The sequence below is a fragment of the Kitasatospora sp. NPDC058162 genome (assembly GCF_042884005.1).
Taxonomy (GTDB): Bacteria; Actinomycetota; Actinomycetes; order Streptomycetales; family Streptomycetaceae; genus Kitasatospora.
The window spans coordinates 450,750-463,601 of record NZ_JBHVUS010000004.1 but is presented as its reverse complement, the minus strand read 5'-3'; the positions used below and the strand labels follow the sequence as shown (position 1 = coordinate 463,601).

The 12,852-nt window shown below is 74.7% G+C and carries 13 protein-coding genes; 5 read left to right on the top strand and 8 right to left on the bottom strand.

Going from position 1 to position 12,852, the window contains the following annotated elements; genetic code table 11:
* Positions 1 to 151 precede the first annotated feature (151 nt).
* The gene (locus ACFVXG_RS11230; RefSeq protein WP_387926511.1) at positions 152 to 1,300 is read left to right on the top strand and encodes a metallophosphoesterase; all 1,149 of its coding nucleotides are present in this window, start codon (positions 152 to 154) and stop codon (positions 1,298 to 1,300) included.
* Between the two features lie 36 nt (positions 1,301 to 1,336).
* Here ACFVXG_RS11230 and ACFVXG_RS11225 read toward each other — a convergent pair whose 3' ends face one another.
* Positions 1,337 to 2,068, bottom strand: coding sequence for a TetR/AcrR family transcriptional regulator (locus tag ACFVXG_RS11225; RefSeq protein ID WP_387926411.1), 732 nt, complete (start codon positions 2,066 to 2,068; stop codon positions 1,337 to 1,339).
* A 95-nt stretch (positions 2,069 to 2,163) separates the two neighbouring features.
* On the opposite strand from ACFVXG_RS11225, the gene ACFVXG_RS11220 reads away from it, so the two are divergent.
* The gene (locus ACFVXG_RS11220) at positions 2,164 to 3,249 is read left to right on the top strand and encodes an alpha/beta fold hydrolase (protein ID WP_387926410.1); all 1,086 of its coding nucleotides are present in this window, start codon (positions 2,164 to 2,166) and stop codon (positions 3,247 to 3,249) included.
* 16 nt (positions 3,250 to 3,265) lie between these two features.
* Here the strand turns inward: ACFVXG_RS11220 and ACFVXG_RS11215 are convergent, their stop codons facing one another.
* The gene (locus ACFVXG_RS11215; RefSeq protein WP_387926408.1) at positions 3,266 to 4,207 is read right to left on the bottom strand and encodes a molybdopterin-dependent oxidoreductase; all 942 of its coding nucleotides are present in this window, start codon (positions 4,205 to 4,207) and stop codon (positions 3,266 to 3,268) included.
* A gap of 71 nt (positions 4,208 to 4,278) precedes the next feature.
* Positions 4,279 to 4,821: a GrpB family protein gene (locus tag ACFVXG_RS11210; protein ID WP_387926406.1), complete on the bottom strand. Its 543-nt coding sequence runs from the start codon at positions 4,819 to 4,821 to the stop codon at positions 4,279 to 4,281.
* Positions 4,822 to 4,895: 74 nt separating this feature from the next.
* Between ACFVXG_RS11210 and ACFVXG_RS11205 the strand changes: the two genes are divergently transcribed.
* Positions 4,896 to 5,306, top strand: a complete 411-nt coding sequence (locus ACFVXG_RS11205; protein WP_387926404.1) for a VOC family protein — start codon at positions 4,896 to 4,898, stop codon at positions 5,304 to 5,306.
* 12 nt (positions 5,307 to 5,318) lie between these two features.
* Here the strand turns inward: ACFVXG_RS11205 and ACFVXG_RS11200 are convergent, their stop codons facing one another.
* From ACFVXG_RS11200 to ACFVXG_RS11190, 3 genes are all read right to left on the bottom strand, one after another.
* Positions 5,319 to 6,044 carry a helix-turn-helix domain-containing protein gene (locus ACFVXG_RS11200; protein WP_387926402.1) on the bottom strand — a complete coding sequence of 242 codons (726 nt, stop codon included), beginning with the start codon at positions 6,042 to 6,044 and terminating at the stop codon, positions 5,319 to 5,321.
* A gap of 9 nt (positions 6,045 to 6,053) precedes the next feature.
* Positions 6,054 to 6,884, bottom strand: a complete 831-nt coding sequence (locus ACFVXG_RS11195) for an SGNH/GDSL hydrolase family protein (RefSeq protein WP_387926400.1) — start codon at positions 6,882 to 6,884, stop codon at positions 6,054 to 6,056.
* 316 nt (positions 6,885 to 7,200) lie between these two features.
* Positions 7,201 to 8,742, bottom strand: a complete 1,542-nt coding sequence (locus tag ACFVXG_RS11190; protein ID WP_387926398.1) for an MFS transporter — start codon at positions 8,740 to 8,742, stop codon at positions 7,201 to 7,203.
* 277 nt (positions 8,743 to 9,019) lie between these two features.
* On the opposite strand from ACFVXG_RS11190, the gene ACFVXG_RS11185 reads away from it, so the two are divergent.
* Complete coding sequence (locus ACFVXG_RS11185; protein WP_387926396.1) at positions 9,020 to 9,796, top strand: TetR/AcrR family transcriptional regulator; 777 nt, start codon at positions 9,020 to 9,022, stop codon at positions 9,794 to 9,796.
* A 42-nt stretch (positions 9,797 to 9,838) separates the two neighbouring features.
* On the opposite strand, the gene ACFVXG_RS11180 is transcribed toward ACFVXG_RS11185, so the two are convergent.
* A complete protein-coding gene (locus ACFVXG_RS11180; RefSeq protein WP_387926395.1) occupies positions 9,839 to 10,630 on the bottom strand; it encodes an isocitrate lyase/phosphoenolpyruvate mutase family protein in 792 nt (263 codons plus the stop codon).
* The gene (locus tag ACFVXG_RS11175) at positions 10,627 to 11,997 is read right to left on the bottom strand and encodes a hypothetical protein (RefSeq protein WP_387926394.1); all 1,371 of its coding nucleotides are present in this window, start codon (positions 11,995 to 11,997) and stop codon (positions 10,627 to 10,629) included. Before ACFVXG_RS11175 ends, ACFVXG_RS11180 begins: the two co-directional genes overlap by 4 nt.
* 64 nt (positions 11,998 to 12,061) lie before the next feature.
* Here ACFVXG_RS11175 and ACFVXG_RS11170 point away from each other — a divergent pair, with 64 nt between their 5' ends.
* Positions 12,062 to 12,844 (top strand): ArsR/SmtB family transcription factor, encoded by a 783-nt coding sequence (locus ACFVXG_RS11170; protein ID WP_387926393.1) that lies wholly within the window; start codon positions 12,062 to 12,064, stop codon positions 12,842 to 12,844.
* The last annotated feature ends 8 nt before the right edge of the window (positions 12,845 to 12,852 follow it).

Genomic DNA, 12,852 nt, shown 5'->3' with positions numbered 1-12,852 from the left:
AGCGGACGTGAGGGGCAGCGCAGTGGCTGACAGCGGAACCAGCGGTGCGGGACCGGAACTCCCGGCGGGCGATGGGGAGTCCGGGGCCGTCGCAGCCGCCGCGCGGCCCGAGGACGGGGCGGCGGAGGGCTCGGGACGGCGGCGGCGGTCGGTGGTCCGGCGGCTGGCCGTACTGGTGCTGGTGCTCGTACTACTGGGCGGGGCGCCCTGGTGGACGCTCTTCGGTTCGGGTGCCGACTGGCCGTTCCCGGTGGTCCTGGCCGGCACGGTGGTGTTCGCCGCCTGGCTGGTGTCCTTCCCGTTCCTGATGATCGCGGGCCACGGGTCGCGGCGGAACGACCGGGCGGCCCGCGTCGCGGACACCAGCCTCGGGGTGGTCTGGGTGCTGTTCACCTGGTCGGTGCTGGGCGGGCTGGTGAACCTCGTCCTGGGCGGGCTCGACGTCGGCGGCGCCGACCGGGCCAGGACCGTGGCGGCGGCGGTGGCCGCGGTCTCGGCCGGGCTGCTCGCCTGGGGGCACCACGAGGCGATGCGGGTGCCCCGGGTGAAGCGGCTGGACGTCCACCTGCCGCGGCTCGGCGGCGGACTGGACGGGACCAGGGTCGTGGTGCTCGCCGACACCCACTACGGGCCGATCGACCGGGCGGACTGGTCGGCCCGGGTCGCCGAGGCGGTCAACGCGCTCGACCCGGACGTGGTGGTCCACGCCGGGGACATCGCCGACGGCACCCCCGCCCAGCGCCGGGAGCAGTCCGCGCCGCTCGGCACCGTCCGGGCCCGGCTGGCCAAGGTCTACGTCACGGGCAACCACGAGTACGGCGGGGAGGCCCAGGGCTGGCTGGACCGGATGGCGGACCTCGGCTGGGAGCCGCTGCACAACCGCCACGTCGTGGTCGAGCGCGGCGGGGACGCCCTGGTGCTGGCCGGCGTGGACGACGTCACCGCGGAGTCCTCCGGCCTGGCCGGGCACCGGGCCAACCTGCTCGGCGCACTGGCGGGCGCGGACCCGGACCGGCCGGTCCTGCTCGTCGCCCACCAGCCCAAGTACGTCCCGCAGGCCGCGGCCGCCGGCATCGACCTGCAGATCTCCGGACACACCCACGGCGGCCAGATCTGGCCGTTCAACTTCCTCGTCCGGATCGACCAGCCGGTGGTGCACGGCCTCAGCCGGCACGGCGAGCGCACCCGGCTCTACACCAGCCGGGGCACCGGCTTCTGGGGGCCGCCCTTCCGGGTCTTCGCCCCGAGCGAGATCACCGTGCTCACCCTGCGCTCGGGCGAGGCCCCGGCGGGCGGGTAGCGCCCCCCGGCCGGCGGGCAGCGCGCCCCCGGGGGGTCACACCGGCCGGTTGGGCTGGTCAAGGAGCAGCTGGACTCCGTCGAGGATGCGGGCCAGGCCGAACTCCAGCGGGTCGACGGGGTCGGGGGCGAAGGCGCCGGCGGCGATGGCCCGGGTGAGGGTGGGGAAGCGGTCGGCGTGGCGTTCCAGGACCTCGTTGGTGAGGCGGCCCCACTCCCGGCTGTGCTCCTCGTCGAAGTCGAGGTCCTGCTGGACGAGGGTGCGGACCAGGCCGGCGACCAGGACGAACACCCGGTGCTGCTCGGCGGCGCTCAGACCGGAGGACTCCAGGGCGGCGAGGGCCGCGTCCAGCCAGCCGAGCTGGTGGGGGCCCATGAGCTGGCGGCGCATGGCGGTGGCCGCCAGCAGCCAGGGGTGGGCGCGGTGGAGCGCGGCCGAGCGGCGAGCCCACTCGGTGATGCGCTGCCGCCAGTCCTCGCCGGCGGCTGACAGGTCGGGGGCCCCGGCGAGCACGGACTCGACCATCAGCTCGACCAGTTCGGCCTTGCCGGGCACGTAGCGGTAGAGCGCCATGGCCGAGACGCCGAACTCGGCGGCGACCTTGTTCATGGAGACCGCGTCCAGCCCCTCGGCGTCGGCGATCACCACGGCGGCGGCGGCGATGCGCTGGGGGGTCAGGCTGGGCTTGGGCCCGCGGGTGGGCTGGTCCCGCTCGCCCCACAGCAGTGCGATGCCCGCGCGCAGGTCGCGTGCCTTCTCCTTGGCCATCCCGGTCTCCTCTTCGAATCTTCGTTGACAGCACCCAGAACTGTGTATACCTTAAACACATCTGCTGACGCGGTAAACAGTTTGGGGGATACACCATGCTTGCCACCATCGCCATCGCCACCACCGCCGCCCTCGCCACTCCCGTCGCCGGGGTGTTGGGCTACCGACAGCTCAAGCGCGCGGCACTCGCGAAGAAGCTCCGGATCACCGCGCCGAACGGCATCGAGGAGTCCGGCTTCGTCCGGATCGGCGGCATCGACCAGTGGGTCTCCATCCGCGGCGAGGACCGCAACAACCCGGTGGTCCTGGAGATCCTCGGCGGCCCCGGCGCCTCCAACCTGGTCTTCCTCCCCCGCACCCACAGCTGGGAGAAGCACTTCACGATCGTCCGCTGGGACATGCGCGGCGCCGGCTTCACCTTCGCCGCCGGCGGCCCGGACGGGCAGGGCGAGCTGAGCTACCCGCAGCTGTACCGCGACGCCCTGGAGGTCACCGAGCACCTGCGGGCCCGGCTCGGCGTCGACCGGCTGCTGCTGGTCGCCAACTCCTTCGGCACCGTCCTCGGCCTGCGGCTGGCCCGCAACCACCCCGAGCTGTACTCGGGTTACGTCGGCACCGACCAGAACATCATCGACGGCGGCCGGGAGCGCACCGCCTACGACGCCCTCGTCGACCGGCTGCGCGCGGCGGGCCGCAAGAAGGAGAAGGAGCTGGCCACCGCCCTGGCCATGGGCGCCGACCGGACCCGGTGGACCACCAAGGACGTCGCCGAGTACAACAAGCTGGTCCTCACCAGCGACCCGCTCTCCTACGACACCATGAAGACCGTGGTGATGCGCTCGCTCTGGTTCTCCCCCCTGCACACCCTGCGCGGCCTGCGGTCCTACCTGAAGGCCATGGAGTTCTCCGAGCAGCTCCAGCTGGAGGCCGCCACCTTCGACGAGCGCGCCGAGGGCACCGATTTCCGGATCCCGTTCTTCGTCTTCCAGGGCGACAGCGACGTCCTCACCCCGCCCGCGCCGGCCCGGCGGTTCTTCGACGACGTCACCGCCCCGGTGAAGGAGTTCGCGCTGATCCAGGACGCCAGCCACTTCGCGAGCTTCCGTCACCCCGACCGGTTCCTCGACCTGATGCTCACCAAGGTCCGCCCGGCGATCACCGCCCGGCCGGCCGCCCGCTGAACCGGGCGGGCCGGTGTCACTCCGCCACGACGGCTATCTCGTGGACGGCGTTGCGGTCACCGGTGAGCGGCTGGACCCGCCCCACGGAGTCGGTGGCCCGGCAGCGGATCCGGTGCCGCCCCGGAGCGAGGTCGTGCCGGAGCCGGAAGCGCTGCCACGTCGGGTGCGGACCGCGCGCGTCCAGCTCGGCGGGCTGCCAGTCGGCGTCGTCCACCGCGACCTCGACGGCCGTCACCTCGGTGGAACTCCAGGCGTAGCCCGCCAGTTCGCGGACCCCGGCGGGCACGGTGGAGCCGTCCCGCAGGCTCAGCAACTTGCTGCTGACGTCCTTCTCGCGGACCGGCCGGACCTCGCTCTCCCCCGGCAGGACGCGGGTGTACAGGCGGGTGGTGAACAGGTGCTCGGCGCGATCGGCGGCCAGCACGATCCTGGTCAGCCACTTGACCGAGTTGGTGCCGAACATCAGCGGCGCCACCGCGCGCACCGGGTACCCGTGGTCGGGGCGCAGCGGTTCGCCGTTCATCCGGTGCGCCAGGACGACCTCGGTGCGGGCCTGCTCCAGCGGCAGGTCCTTGAGGAAGTTCACGTCGCTCTCCCCCGCGAAGTCGGCCCGGTCGGCGCCCTCCAGCCAGACGTGCCGGGCCTCCGGAAGCGGACCGGCCAGCGCCAGCACCTCGGCGAGCGGGACGCCGACCCACTCCAGGTTGGTGACGGCGCGGGTCGGCACGGTGGGGTGCAGCGGATTGCCGAAGCACTCGTGGACGGCGGTGAATTCGGTCTGCGGCAGGCGCTGCAGGGCCTGGAAGTCCAGCCGCAGGGGCCGCTCCACCAGGCCCTCGACGGTGAGCGTCCAGCTGTCGGCGTCGAGCCCCTGGGGCCGACCGAGGTGGTTGCGGATGAACACCTCGTCGACCGGGGTGCGGAAGAGGTCGTGCGTCTCCGGATTCGTCTTGAACATGCGTCATACCCCCGTGCTGATTCCACTGTTCCCGGGATCGACGGTACAAGGAGGGACTGACAACGGGCAGCTCAGGCCCCCGCAGCCCGCGCCTCGGCCAGCAGTTCCGCCACCGTCGCCGCCTTGTGCTCCGAGTACGCGAGCAGCCGCCCGGTGGCCCCGGCGGCCTCCCGCTTGGCCCGGGCGTAGCGGGCGGCCGCCTCCGGGTGGGCCCGCAGGTGGTCGCGGAAGAGCAGGTTGTCGGCCCACAGCCGGCCGCCCAGCGCCACCACGTGGACGTTGGCCGACTGCTCCGAACGCCGCCGCAGATAGCGCCGACCGGGAACGCCGGACTCGCCCAGGTCCTCGAAGCCGAGGCCGCGGACGTGCCCGGCCACCGCCTCGACGTCCCCGGCCGCGCAGCCGACCTGGACGTCGAGCACCGGCTTGGCGGCCAGGCCGGGCACCGAGGTCGAGCCGATGTGCTCGACCTCGACCGCGCCCCCGACCGCACCGGGAAGCCCCCGCAGCCCGGCGGCGAGCCGCTCCGCCAGGGCCCGGCCGAGGGCGGCCCAGGTCGGGTCGTACGGGACGACGTGGATCGGTTCGTCCAGCTCAGGGGTGGTGTTCGACATGACCGGAGGGTAGCGGTCGGAGGCGTCCGATTCCTTCAAGACCCCCCGCCCGCGGCCCGCCTAGCGTGGTGGCCATGAACAGCACACCAGCACCGCGGTTCGCCTTCATCGGCCTGGCCGTCTCCGACATGGCCGCCTCGGTCGCCTTCTACCGGCGGCTGGGACTGGCCTTCCCCGAGGGCTCCGAACAGGAGCCGCACGTCGAGACCGAGCTGCCCGGCGGGCTGCTCCTGGTCCTCGACGCCGAATCGACCATCCGCTCCTTCCACCCGGACTGGCAGCCGCCGACCGGCGGCGCCCGGGCGGCGCTGGCGTTCCGCTGCCAGAGCCCGGCACACGTGGACGCGGTCTACCAGGAGCTGACCGAGGCCGGGTACCAGGGCGAGCTCAAGCCCTGGGACGCCTTCTGGGGCCAGCGCTACGCCTCACTGCGCGACCCGGACGGCAACGGGGTCGACCTGCTGGCACCGCTCCAGGACGCGTGAGGGCCGGCCCGCTCACAGCAGCTCCGTCACCCGGGCCCCCGCCAACTCCCGTACGTCGCGCGACAGATGAGCCTGGTCCGCGTAGCCCGTCCGGGCCGCCGTCTCGGCGAGCGGGACGCCGGCGCGGGCCAGCCCCAGCGCGCGCTGCAGCCGCAGGATCCGGGCCAGCGTCTTGGGACCGTAGCCGAAGGCGGCCAGCGAGCGGCGGTGCAGCTGCCGGGCGCCGAGCCCGACCGCCTCGGCCGTCGCGGCGACGCTGCGCCCGGCCGCGAGCGCGCCGGCCACCGCCCGCACCAGCGGGTCCTCGGGCCGCGCCGCGGCCGCCAGGTGCAGCGCCAGTTCCTCCAGGGCGACGGCCGGGTCGGCGGCGGCGTCGATCCGCCCGGTCAGTCGGCGCACCTCGGCGGCGGGCCGCAGGTCCGCCAACTCGACCCGGCGGTCGCGCAGTTCGTACGCCGGCACGCCGAGCAGCAGCGGCCCGGCGCCGGGCCGGAAGCGGATGCCCGTCCACGGCCCGCGCAGCCCCGGACCGGGCCGGAACGCCCGGGTGTCCGGTCCGGCGACCAGCAGCCGACCCTCGCTCCAGAGCAGGTCCATGCAGCCGTCCGGCAGCACCAGACCGTCCGCGCCGCCGTCACTGCCACCGTCACCGGCACCGCCGCCGGCCGGGCTCGCGCCCTTCGTCCACAGCACCGCCCCGGGCAGCCTGGACGCGCGTTCCGCGTAGTCGGTGGGCATGTTCGAAGGCTACGCGCGCCGGGCGGGCGGCGCGTTCCGGGAGCCTTCGGCGGTCCCACCTGCGGTCCCACCGGCGAGGTGGCCGGCGGCCAGGTCCGCGACGATCGCCCCGGCCCGGTCGTTCAGGTGGAGGTGGTCGACCAGCAGGTGGAGGCCCCGGCCCCGGGCGATGCCGTCCCAGGAGTGCCGGAGGAGCAGGTGGCGGACGGCCGAGCGGAAGGCGAGGCCGACCCGGTAGCCGAAGGCGGGCGCGCCGGTGCCGCACTCCCGCAGCACCTCGACCATCCGCTCGTGCACCGGCAGGTAGTCGACGCCGACGCCCCGGGCGAGTTCGGCGACGACGGCGTTGAACGCGCGGACCCGCCGGTTGGACGGGGAGTCCGGGTCCTCGCCGAACGGCGGCAGCGAGGCCAGCGCGATCCGGGCGCGGCTGCCGGTCCGAAGCACTTCGACGATCGCGCCGAGCCGCTCCCGGTACCGCTCCGGCCCGGCGCCGCCCAGCAGGTCGTTGGTGCCGATCATGACCACCACCTCGGCCGGCCGCCGGTCGAGGACATCCCGGCCGATCCGCTCCAGCAGGTCGGCGCAGGTGTCGCCGTTGCGTCCGGCGTTGACGAGGTCGAGGCCCCGGCAGTCGGACCGCCGGCGCAGCGCGGCGACCCAGTCGGTGCCGACGGTGCCGTGCACCAGGCTGTCCCCGGCCACCACGGCCACCGGCGAACTCCCGCCGCGCAAGGGCGGGTTGACGGGCGGGCGACGGAAGACGGCCCAGCCCAGGGCAGCGGCGCAGGCGAACAGCCCGCCGGTCGCGGCGGCGAGGCCGGGGAGGAGCCGTTGCATGGGGACCTGCCTGGGATCGGGTTGCCCGGGGCGGCGGCGACGGGCCACCCGAGCGGGGTCATTGCACCCTAGGGCGTGTCTGACAATTCCCGCCGGGCGCGCGACGCCGGGGCACGCACCTCGCCGCGTTGTCGTCAGTCGCCGATGCTCCGCATGGACTCCCTCCTCCGCCTTGCGATGCACGCACCCCAACGCCGCGCGCTGATCCGACGCGAATTGTCAGACACGCCCTAGCCCGCTCGCCGCTGCGCCCAGACGGCAACCGCCCGAGGCCCCGACCGGCGGACCGGTCGGGGCCTTCGGGGAGGGTGTGCGGTCAGGCCGCCACCCCGGCGGAGGCCGCCGGGGCCTCGACGCCCGGCTCCTGGGGTTCGACCCCGCCCGGCGCCTCCGCGCCCGCCGCCGGCTTGCCCCGCATCAGCACCAGGGTGAGCGCCGCCGCCACCAGGACCGCGATCCCGCCGACCGTGAAGGTGGTGGAGGTGGCGGTGTTGAAGGCCTCCCGGGCGGCCCGGGCCAGGGCGCCGTCGCCGCTGCCGGCGGAGAGGGCGAGCGCGTCGGTGACGGCGTGCCGGGCGGAGGCGGGGGCGTCGGCGGGCATGGCGCCGGTGTAGGTGCTGGAGAGCACGGTGCCGAGGATGGCCACGCCGAGGGCGGCGCCGGACTGCTGGATGGTGTCGTTGAGCGCGGAGCCGACCCCGGCGTGCTCCCCGGGGATGGCCCCCATCAGCGCGTTGGCGGCGGCCGGCATGCCGAGGCCGGAGCCGATGCCGAGGACCAGCATGGCGAGGGCGACCTTGGCGAAGCCGTCGCCGACCGAGAGGGTGGCCAGCAGGCCGAAGCCGCCAGCGATGATCACCATGCCGATCGAGGTCAGCACCCGGGCGGAGAGCTTCTTGCCGAGCGCCGCGCCGATCACGTTGAAGGCGAGCGAGGCGACGGCCAGCGGGATGAAGGCCAGGCCGGTGTCGGTGGGCGAGAACTCCAGCACGAACTGCAGGTACTGGGTGAGCACCAGCATCAGGCCGCCGGTGGCGAAGGTGAGCAGGACGAGGGAGAAGCTGGCGCCGGTGAAGACCCGGTTGCGGAACAGCTTGAGCGGGACCATCGGCGAGTCGGTGCGGACCTGGCGGACGCCGAAGCCGACCAGTGCGGCGATCGCGACGGCCAGCGAGCCGAGGGTGTTGACGTGGGCGAAGCCGTCCCGCGGCAGGACGATGATCGACCAGACCAGGGCGGTCATGCCGACCATCGAGAGCACCATGCCGGGCAGGTCGGGCTTGCGCCAGGGGCCCTTGGACTCGGGCATCAGCACGACCGCCGCGACGATGGCCACGGCCGCGACCGGCACGTTGAGCAGGAACACCGCGCCCCACCAGAAGTGCGCGATCAGCGCGCCGCCCAGCACCGGGCCGCCGACCAGGCCGATCATGGCCACCGCGCTCCAGGCGGCGATCGCCTTGGGCCGCTCCTCGTCGTCGAAGACGGTGATCAGGATGGAGAGCGTGCTGGGCATGACGAGGGCACCGCCGACGCCCATCAGCACACGGCCGGCGATCAGTTCACCGGGGCTGTGGGCGACTGCGGCGACCAGTGAGGCGGCGCCGAACAGCACCAGCCCGATGATCATCACTTTTCGTCGTCCGAACCGGTCGGACAGGCTGCCCGAGGTCAGCAGCAGGCCGGCGAAGACCAGGATGTACGAATCGATGATCCACTGGATGTCCTGCGCCCCGGCCTTGAGGTCCTCCGCGATCGGCGGGATGGACACCGTGAGCACCATGTTGTCGATCACCAGCACCAGGCTGCTGAGGCACAGCACGACCAGGATGAGCCAGCGACGCGGGTGACGATCCACCGCGATTCCCCCTTCGGTTCGGCACGTCGGCCGCAGCCCCGCGCACGTCCTCGCGTCGGCGGCAGCCGCGCGGAAGTCCCCGTGGCGCACACCGTCCGCCGTCCCCGACCGAACGGTGTGCGCTACGTCGAACACTGTACGGAGACCGAACACTGTGCGCAAGGCCGTACGGCGTGCGCCCGCCGAACGGTGTACGTGAGGCCGTACGGTGTTCGGCGCCGGGGCCTATGCTGGACGGACCGCACCCGACCAGGGGGCACGTGGAATGGAGAAGCCGATGACGGCCAAGTCGGAGGACAGCGCACCGGAGCACCGGAGCGAAGCGCAGCCCGGCATCACCTCGCCGTGGAACCGCCCGCAGAAGCGGCGGACCCAACCGGCCCTCAGCCGCGAGCAGATCGTCGCCGAGGCCTTCGCGCTGCTGGACTCCGACGGCATCGAGGCGCTGAGCATGCGCAAGCTCGGCGCCCGGCTCAACGCCGGTGCGACCTCCCTCTACACCCACGTCGCCAACAAGGAGGAGCTGCTCGCCCTGGTCGTCGACCAGGTCTTCGGCGAACTCCCGGTGCCCCGGGTCACCGGCGCCGAAGACCCGGAGGTCTGGCGCGCGACCGTCATCGAGAGCTGCGAGGCCATGCGCGCGACCATCACGCGCCACCCGTGGATGGTCTCGGTGATCGGCGACGTCGGGATGATCTACCTCGGCCCCAACTGGATGCGGCTCTCCGAGGCCCTGCTCGCCGTGGCGGAGACGGCCGGCTTCGGGTTGGCCGAGGCCAACGACATGATGAGCGTGGCCATGGGCTACACCATCGGCACCGCCTGCGTGGAGGCCGCCTGGCTGAGCGCCCTGACCAGGAGCGGCCAGAGCGAGCAGGAGTTCACGGCACAGATGATGCCCGCCGTCATCGACGCCACCAAGGACCATCCGCGACTGCACCGGCTGTACACCACCCACGTGCCGGACGAGGTCGACGAGGGCCGGGACAGCACCTTCCACCGCGGGCTCACCACGATCCTGGACGGCATCGAGGCGCGGCGGTCCAAGGCCTGAGCCCGGACCGCCACGCCCCGTCCGGGCTCAGGCCTTGGACCGTCAACTCCCGCTCAGCGCCTGGACCTCGGCGTAGCCGGGCAGCGGACCGACCGGCCCGCCCGAGGCCACGGCGGCGGCCGTCGACACCGCCGCCGCCAGCGCCGCCCGGTACAGCAGCCCGCCCGTGCTGACCCGGGCCACCCCGAGCGCGGCCAGCTCGGCGAGGCTCGGACCGGTCGGCGTCCAGAGGATGTTGAGCGGGACGGACAGCCGCCCGACCAGCTCGGCGATCGCCGCCGGCTCGCTCAGCCCGGGCACGAACACGCCGTCCGCGCCCGCCCGCCGGTAGGCGTCCAGCCGCCGTACGGTCTCCGGCTCCGGGCCGTCGTGGCCGCACCAGTAGGTGTCGGCACGGGCGTTCACGAACAGCTCCGGCACGGCGGCCTTCACCGCCGCGACCTTCGCCGCGTGGAGCTCGACCGGTGCCAGGGTGCCGTCCGGCCGGCCGTCCTCCAGGTTGATGCCGACCGCCCCGACCCCGGCCAACTCCACGGCCAGCTCGGCCACTTCGGCCGGATCGTCACTGAATCCGGACTCCACATCGACGCTCAGCAGGTAGCTGTCGCGACCCAGCCGGTGGGCCAGCCGGACGGTCTCCGCGCGGGTCGCGGCGGCACCGTCGGGCAGCCCGGCGGCAGCCGCCACGCCCAGGCTGGTGGTGCCGATCGCGGGGTGGCCGGCGGCGGCGAGGGCGGCCGCGGAGGCGTGGTCCCAGGCGTTCGGGAGCAGCAGCGGGCGGCCGGGGCGGTGGTGCAGGGCGGCGAACGCGGTCAGCGGGGCGGGGGTGGTCATCGGGTCTGCTCCTCGGTCGTGGTCGGGTGGTTGGTCGTGGTGGGGCCCTCGGTCGTGGTGTGGTTCTCGGTCGCGGTAGGGCTCTTGGCCGCGGTCGGCCCCACCGAGTCGGCGTAGTACGCGGCGGCCCCGGCGAGGTGGCAGACGATCTGCCGGAAGCTCCAGCCCGTCCCCGGCGAGTCGTCCAACTGCCGCTCCGACAGCGCGGCGACCCGCTGGGCCCAGATCCCGCCGAGCCGGGTGAGCCGGCTGCGCGCCTCGTCCAGGTCGGCGGCGGTGAACGGCGCCAGGTCGGCCGGGGTGGTGACGTTGGAGGCGTGCCAGTGGTCGGCGGCGGCCGGTTCGCCCGCCAGCCGGGCCTCCACCTCGGCCAGGTGGTCGAGCAGGTGGTCGGCGACCCGGCGCACCACCTTGTGCGGGGTGTAGGTCCGGCCGTCGGCGTTGACCACCGGCCGGCCGTCCCAGGCCGTCCAGGTGTCCGCCAGCGCGAGCACGTGCCCGACCGACGCCGGGATCAGGGCGGCCAGTTCGGCCCGGCCGAGGTGCTCCTCGGCGGGCGGCACCGAGGTGTCCGACGGGTCGGAGGAGCCGTACAGGATGCCCTCGGCGATCACCAGGGCGTGCGAACGCCCCGGGCAGAGCCGGGGCTCGGCGCCGAAGGCCAACGGCTCCCGCCCGGGCTCGCGGGCCGCGTCGAGGTCGAGCCGTACGTGCGCCCCGGCGGGCACGGCGACCCCGCCGACCACGGTCGCCCGGGCCGCGAACCGGCGCATGGTCCGGACCGGCGGATCCTCCCGCAGCACGGCGGCCAGGTCCGGCGCCCCGGCGCCGCGTCGGGCGTGCTCGACCAGGGTCGCGGTGGCCTCGCAGGCCTGCACCAGCAGGCCGATCCGGTTCGCCGCCGTCTCCGGGTCCGCGTCCCCCATCGCGGGCAGCAGCCGGGCCACCGCCGCGTCCGCCTCCGGGTCGTCCGGCGCGGGGTCGAAGTAGGCCCGGGCCACCGCCTTCACGTCCCGCGCGACGGCCTCCGGCCCGGCCAGGCCCAGCGCCGTCGCCAGCACCCGCACCACCCGCAGCCGTAGGTCCGGTTCGTAGCCGCCCGCGGCCAGGACCCGCAGCTCGCCCGGGTCCAGCCGTTCCAGGTCGGCCAGCACCAGCGCCCGGCGCCGGGCGTGCGGCCCGCCCGCGCTGAACCGGGCGACGGTGGCCCGCAGCCAGGCCGCGGTGCCGTACGGGCCGGGCGTCGCGGGCGGCGGGACCAGCGCGGGGTCGGCCAGGGCCGCGGTCACGTCCTCGTAGCGGGCGAAGACCACTTCGTGGGGCGTCGGTTCCTGAGACATCGGCTCGTGGGGCGTCGGATCGTCCATGCCGTCATCGTGGCCCCGAGTCGTTTCGGCCCCGGCCGAACCGTGCCGGGACGACCATGGAGGCATGCCCGATCACGAACGCCTCCCGGTGGACCACCGGGGCTCCCCGCTCGCCGCCCTCGCCGCGCTGCTCGCCGACCCCACCCGCGCCGCCTTCTGCTCCGCCCTGCTGGACGGCCGCGCCTGGACGGCGGGCGAGCTGGCCCGGGCGGCCGGAGTCGCGCCGTCCACGGCCAGCGAGCACCTGTCCCGGCTGATCGCGGGCGGGCTGCTGAGCGAGGACCGCCAGGGGCGGCACCGGTACGTCCGGCTGGCCTCACCCGCCGTCGCGACCCTGATCGAGGACCTCACCGTCTTCGCCGAAACCGGCCCGGAGGCCGCCGGGGCCACCGCCGGAGGGTCCTCCGCCGAACCCGCCCGCCGCCCCGGCCCGGCCCCCCGTACCCTCCGCGAGGCCACCCGGCAGAGCGCCGAGGCCCGCGCCCGCACCTGCTACGACCACCTGGCCGGCCGCCTCGGCGTGGCCGTCGCCGAGGCCCTGCTCGACCGCGGCCTGGTCAGCGACCGCGCCGGCCTCGCCGTCACCGAGCGCGGCCACGCCTGGCTGGCCGAGCAGCGGATCGAACTGCCGCCGCGGTCCGGCCGCCCGGGCGGGCGCCCGGTGGTGCGCAGCTGCCTGGACTGGACGGAGCGCCGCAGCCACCTCGGCGGCGCGCTGGGCGCGGCGCTCTGCCGCACCGCGCTGGACCGTGCGTGGGTCGAGCGGATCGGCTCCGGCCGGGCCCTGCGGGTCACCCCGGACGGCGGCCGGGCACTGCGCGAGCTGCTCGGCGTCGAGGTGTCCTGAGGGCCGAG

Coding starts and splice junctions, on each gene's coding strand:
- ACFVXG_RS11170 (WP_387926393.1), top strand. CDS start 12,062: ATGCCCGATCACGAACGCCTCCCGGTGGACCACCGGGGCTCCCCGCTC.
- ACFVXG_RS11215 (WP_387926408.1), bottom strand. CDS start 4,207: ATGTTCAAGACGAATCCGGAGACGCACGACCTCTTCCGCACCCCGGTC.
- ACFVXG_RS11225 (WP_387926411.1), bottom strand. CDS start 2,068: ATGGCCAAGGAGAAGGCACGCGACCTGCGCGCGGGCATCGCACTGCTG.
- ACFVXG_RS11205 (WP_387926404.1), top strand. CDS start 4,896: ATGAACAGCACACCAGCACCGCGGTTCGCCTTCATCGGCCTGGCCGTC.
- ACFVXG_RS11210 (WP_387926406.1), bottom strand. CDS start 4,821: ATGTCGAACACCACCCCTGAGCTGGACGAACCGATCCACGTCGTCCCG.
- ACFVXG_RS11195 (WP_387926400.1), bottom strand. CDS start 6,884: ATGCAACGGCTCCTCCCCGGCCTCGCCGCCGCGACCGGCGGGCTGTTC.
- ACFVXG_RS11185 (WP_387926396.1), top strand. CDS start 9,020: ATGACGGCCAAGTCGGAGGACAGCGCACCGGAGCACCGGAGCGAAGCG.
- ACFVXG_RS11175 (WP_387926394.1), bottom strand. CDS start 11,997: ATGGACGATCCGACGCCCCACGAGCCGATGTCTCAGGAACCGACGCCC.
- ACFVXG_RS11220 (WP_387926410.1), top strand. CDS start 2,164: ATGCTTGCCACCATCGCCATCGCCACCACCGCCGCCCTCGCCACTCCC.
- ACFVXG_RS11180 (WP_387926395.1), bottom strand. CDS start 10,630: ATGACCACCCCCGCCCCGCTGACCGCGTTCGCCGCCCTGCACCACCGC.
- ACFVXG_RS11200 (WP_387926402.1), bottom strand. CDS start 6,044: ATGCCCACCGACTACGCGGAACGCGCGTCCAGGCTGCCCGGGGCGGTG.